Below are 4946 nucleotides of genomic sequence, written 5' to 3'. Positions count from 1 at the left end.
TGGTCGCGGCCGACGTCCGGAACGGCCCGGCCCCCTGCCTGGAGGCGAGCGGCATGGATACCGCCGGCCGCGTCGCCGAAGGCACCGAGCTCGCCAACATCTGCCTGATCGAGGATCTCCTGACGCGCTACAACGCGTCTTCCGCCGAAGGGGGCTGGACGCCGATGTTGAACTGGACGGACGGGATCGTCTGCTCGGCGGACGCGATCCATCCGGACGGGGCCGCCGACTACGTCGGGGACGGTGGCCACGGCCCCGGCGTGTCCTGCTGGACGGGCTTCGGCGCAGCCCTCAACGACCCGAACGGCGCGGAGCGCAACTGGCTCGGCGAGTACTACGTCGGTGACGGGTACTGTCACTATTTCGTGAGCGCCGGCTACGAGGCCCCCGCGGCGAAGCGGCCTGCCGTGCGCACGTTGCCCGCGCCCGGGAGCGTCAACGTGAAGTCGTTCATCCTCTGGCGGCCCTACACCCAGGTGAACATCGCGAACTTCCGGACGCCGCTGCCGCCCGGCACGACCCCGACCGCGCCGCCCGGCGGTACGGCGACGCCGACCGCCGAGGAGACCGCGACGCCGATCGAGCCTGCGTCCACGGACACCGCGACGCTGCTCGCCACGCCGAGCCCGACACCGACCGCCATTCCGACCAGCACGTCGACGCCTACCCGGACGCGGACGCCGACTCCCACTCCCACGCCGGCCCCGGATCTTGCGGTCGACACCACGGCCGACGACGCCCTGCTCGCCGACTGCGACCCGGTCACCCCCGCCGATTGCAGCCTGCGCGGCGCACTTGCGAAGACCGCCGGCACGCTGACGCCGGTCCGGATCGGCGTGCCGGCCGGCACGTACGTGCTGAACGGGGGCGCCACCTGCCAGCACGTGACCAACCAATTCGGCACGCACACGCTCGCCGGCACGAGCAGTCTCTGCGTGCGGGGCAACGTCACGCTCGCGGGCGCCGGCGCCGACACGACGATCATCGACGGCAACGCCACCGGGCGCGTCCTCTTGGTCGGAAACGCGGGGCCCGTCCGCGTCGAGGGCCTCACCCTCCGCGGCGGCATCCAGGACGGCAGCAGCCTTTTCGGCGGCGGCGGCGCGGTGAACAACGGCGGCGATCTGACCCTCGCCGACAGCGTCGTCCGCGACAGCTCCTCGACCGCGGGGGGCGGCGGCATCTACAGCTCAGGCCCGCTCCGCATCGAGCGCTGCACGATCACCGGCAACACCGCCCGCGTCGGCGGCGGCGTCTACACGGACTCGGCGTTCGTCCCCGTCGACGCAACGATCCTCGACAGCACGCTCGCCGATAACCACGCCGCGATCGAGCACGGCGGCGGCGTCTTCGTCTACGGCTCCAACGCCGGCGGCACGACGGCGATCCGCGGCACGACGATCAGCGCCAACGACGCGGGGACCTCGGGCGGCGGAGTCGCGCTCGCGGGTCTCGACGGCACGCTCGTCCTCACGAACTCCACCATCAGCGGCAACCGCTGCTTCTGGTACTACGGCGGAGGCCTGGCCGATCTCGGGCGCTCGACGATCCAGCTGCGAAACGTCACCGTCACCGGCAACCGCAGCGAAGATGCGGGCGGTACGAACGGCGCGGGCGGCGGCATCGCGCTCGACGCGACCACCACGGCGACGCTCGCCAACACGGTCATCGCCGGCAACAGCGCGGCCGCCTTCGCCCCCGACTGCTACGACGCCACGGCGATCATCGGCTCCGACGGCTACAACCTGATCGGGGACGCCGGCGATGACGGGAACGGCGGCACCTACTGCAACCTCGGCGATGCCAACGGCGACCGCCGCGGCGTCGACCCGCTCCTCGGCCCGCTCGCCGACAACGGCGGCCCGACGGCCACACACGCACCGCTTGCCGGGAGCCCCGCGATCGACGGCGGCAACCCGGTAGGCTGCACCGACGAAAACGACACACCGCTCGCGACCGATCAGCGCGGCGCCCCGCGCCCGGTCGACGGCGACGGCGGCGACGATCCGCGCTGCGATGCCGGCGCCGTCGAGGCCCAGTGAGACGCGCCGCCGCGCTCGCGCTCACCGCGGCGCTGCTCGCCCCGTCGATCGCCCGTGGCGACGACGCGGAGCTCATCGCGCGTGCCCTGCCTCGCCTCGTCCATCGCGGCGGGCCGTTCCTCGCGCACCCGCGCATCGTCACCGTGACGTTCGCGGCCGACGATGGCGCGCTCGTGAGCCGCCTCGCGCGCTTCGGCGACGTGATCACCCGCACCGACTGGTGGCGGGCCGTGACCGAGGGCCTCTGTGCCGCGAACGACGCATGCGTGGGACCGGGTCGGCAGGGGCGTCACGTCGTCCTCACCGATGCGCTCCCCGGCGAGCTGCACGCGACCGCGCTCGCGACGCTACTGGAGCAGTCGATCGCGGCCGGGGCGCTGGGCGCGCTCGACGCCGACACGCTCGTCCTCGTCTATCTGCCGGCCGGCGTCGCGCTCCGCGATGCGCTCGTGCCGCGGTACTGCGGTGACGGTCCCCGCGGCTTCCATCGCGCCCTTCGCCTGCCTGGGCGCACGCTGCCCTACGCCGTCGTCCCGCGTTGCGGCGACTTCGCCGACCTCACCGCGACCGCGAGCCACGAAATCCTCGAGGCCGCGACCAATCCCGACCCGTCGCGGCGCGGCTTTGCTTTCGACGGCGGCTCGACGACGGCCGACTTCACCGCGGCCGGGGTCGAGGCGGTCGACCCGTGCGGCCTCCTGACTCGCGGCGGCCACCGCACGACGGCCGACGGCTTCGTCGTGCAGCGCGCCTGGTCCAATCGTGCCGCGGCGCAAGGCATCGACCCGTGCGTCCCGGCTTCTACGGAGCGGCCGTTTCGCGCGCTCGTCCCGGCGCAACCGACTATGCGCCTCCGGCGCCCGGGCGCGCGCGCGACCGTCGTCGTGACCGCGGCCGCGTCGCACCCGACGACTCCCTGGGAGGTCACTGCGATCGACCTCAGCGGCGAGCAGCGCGGCGCACGCTACCTCGACGTGTCTCGCGACCGCACACGCGCCGCGGCGGCGGACGTGCTCACGCTTACCGTCGTCGCGCGCGCCGTTCCGCCCGGCGAGCGCGCCGTCGTCGGCCTGGTGTCGCGCGCCGGTCCGTCGCAGTCGCTCTGGCCGCTCGCCGTCGTGGTGCGCTGATCCGCGGCGAGCCCGGACTCCCCGACGCGCCGGCATCCTGCGAGGCGGCGACGCCTCCGTTGCCGCCCGCGTCGTGGAATCGGCAACCGAGCAGGCGGGCGGGCTACCGCTGCCCTGGGGGGCGTAGCATTCTGGCAGATCGAATATTTGACGTTCGATCTGCCAAGTCGTAGCATCGCTGCATGGCATACCTCCGGCGTGCCCTCGGTGCGACGGTGCGCAAAGCCACACGGTCATTTCCTGCCGTGCTCGTGACCGGTGCGCGCCAGACGGGCAAGACCACGCTGCTGCGGCACGAGTTCGGCCGGACCCACCGCTTCGTGTCCCTCGAAGCGCCCGATGTACGAGCGCGCGCCCTGGCCGACCCGGTGAGTTTCTTCCGCGAGTATCCAGCGCCGGTCATGCTCGACGAAATCCAATACGTCCCGGAGCTGCTGCACTACGTCAAGGAATTCATCGACGGCGACCGGCGACCAGGGCGGTGGTTGCTCACGGGTTCGCAGAGCTTTCCGCTCATGCGAGGCGTAGCCCAGACGCTTGCGGGGCGGGTCGCGATCCTCACCCTCGACGCATTGAGCGTCACGGAGACGACGGGACGCAGGCTCGACGCACGCCCGGAGCGTGCCTTACACCGGGTGTTCAGCGACGGGCTCGCACGCGGGCAAACCACCTCGCGGGGCGTTGCCGCTGCCCCGGATCTCGCGAACTGGCTCCTGCGTGGTGGGTTTCCGGAACCGCGGGTCAATCACCGCGTCGATCGCCAACTCTGGTTCGCAAGCTTCGTGCAGACGTACCTCGAGCGGGACGTGCGGGATCTTGTGCAGGTCGGCGACCTGCATGCATTTCAGCGGTTCACCAGCCTCGCGGCCGCTCGCACCGGGAGTCTGCTCAACTTGGCAGACCTGGCGCGCGATGTCGGCGTGTCGCCGCCGACAGCGAGCCGATGGCTGTCGGTGCTCGAAGCAAGCCAGCTCGTCTACCTGCTTCGCCCGTATCATCGGAACTTCGGCAAGCGGCTGACGAAGGCCCCGAAGCTGTATTTCCTCGATACCGGACTGGCCTCCTATCTCACGGGTCTCCACGATCGCGAAGCCGTGTTGCGGGGACCGATGCTCGGTGCCCTTACGGAAACGGCAGTCGTAAGCGAATGGGTGAAGCTGTTTCATGGGCTTGGCGTGCAACCACCGCTGTACTTCTGGCGGGCGCGGGATCTGGAGGTCGACGTGCTCGTCGAATGGGGCCAACGGCTGTGGGCGATCGAGGCGAAAGCGACGGCGACCCCGACCCCGCATCACGCGGACAACCTGGTTCGGTGGCGCACCATCGCAGGTAAGAACGTTCGCGCCGTCGTCGCCTGTCAGGTGTCCAGTCCCGCATCCCTCGGTCGTGACGTTCGGGCCGTCCCCTGGCACCTCGCGTGGTGAGTCGATGGGGCTTCGTTTTTCGACGACCCGCAAGCTGGCCTCGGCCCGTTTGCTCAGCCGAGCATCCAGGCGATCGGCGTACGGAAGTCGGTCTCGTATGCGCACGTCGTACCGGTCCTGATCGTCGTCGAGAGGTAGCGCGCGAGCGGCCGGTGGTGCGCGCCGATGCGCTCGATCGCCGACCGGATGGCTCGCGTCACGTTCAGGCGGGCGCGCTCCTGCGCTGACCCCGTCTTGCGCACGCGCCCACCCAGCCCGACCGCCGAGGCGAGCTCCTGCAGGATGAAGTCGATTTCCTCCTGCAGCTTCGCAGCTCGGCCCTCGTCGTTGAAGGCACGGGCGCGCTCGAG

4 protein-coding genes are annotated in these 4946 nt (G+C 71.3%); 3 read left to right on the top strand and 1 reads right to left on the bottom strand.

Annotation, left to right across the window (positions count from 1 at the left end; genetic code table 11):
* Nucleotides 1-53: 53 nt before the first annotated feature.
* From IT293_15360 to IT293_15350, 3 genes are all read left to right on the top strand, one after another.
* The gene (locus IT293_15360) at nucleotides 54-2042 is read left to right on the top strand and encodes a right-handed parallel beta-helix repeat-containing protein (GenBank protein ID MCC6766034.1); all 1989 of its coding nucleotides are present in this window, start codon (nucleotides 54-56) and stop codon (nucleotides 2040-2042) included.
* Nucleotides 2039-3172, top strand: coding sequence for a hypothetical protein (locus IT293_15355; protein ID MCC6766033.1), 1134 nt, complete (start codon nucleotides 2039-2041; stop codon nucleotides 3170-3172). The genes IT293_15360 and IT293_15355 overlap by 4 nt, the downstream gene beginning before the upstream one ends.
* Before the next feature lie 182 nt (nucleotides 3173-3354).
* Nucleotides 3355-4596, top strand: a complete 1242-nt coding sequence (locus IT293_15350; protein MCC6766032.1) for an ATP-binding protein — start codon at nucleotides 3355-3357, stop codon at nucleotides 4594-4596.
* A gap of 53 nt (nucleotides 4597-4649) precedes the next feature.
* Here IT293_15350 and IT293_15345 read toward each other — a convergent pair whose 3' ends face one another.
* The gene (locus IT293_15345) at nucleotides 4650-4850 is read right to left on the bottom strand and encodes a hypothetical protein (protein ID MCC6766031.1); all 201 of its coding nucleotides are present in this window, start codon (nucleotides 4848-4850) and stop codon (nucleotides 4650-4652) included.
* Nucleotides 4851-4946 lie beyond the last annotated feature (96 nt).

The sequence above is a fragment of the Deltaproteobacteria bacterium genome (genome assembly GCA_020848745.1).
In the GTDB taxonomy this organism is placed as follows: Bacteria; Desulfobacterota; Binatia; order UTPRO1; family UTPRO1; genus UTPRO1.
Note: the sequence above shows the minus strand (reverse complement) of the source record. Positions and strands in the feature narration are given on the sequence as shown.

Bases quoted from the DNA above. Each gene is read 5' to 3' on its own strand.
- IT293_15360 (MCC6766034.1), top strand. From the start codon at position 54: ATGGATACCGCCGGCCGCGTCGCCGAAGGCACCGAGCTCGCCAACATC.
- IT293_15350 (MCC6766032.1), top strand. From the start codon at position 3,355: ATGGCATACCTCCGGCGTGCCCTCGGTGCGACGGTGCGCAAAGCCACA.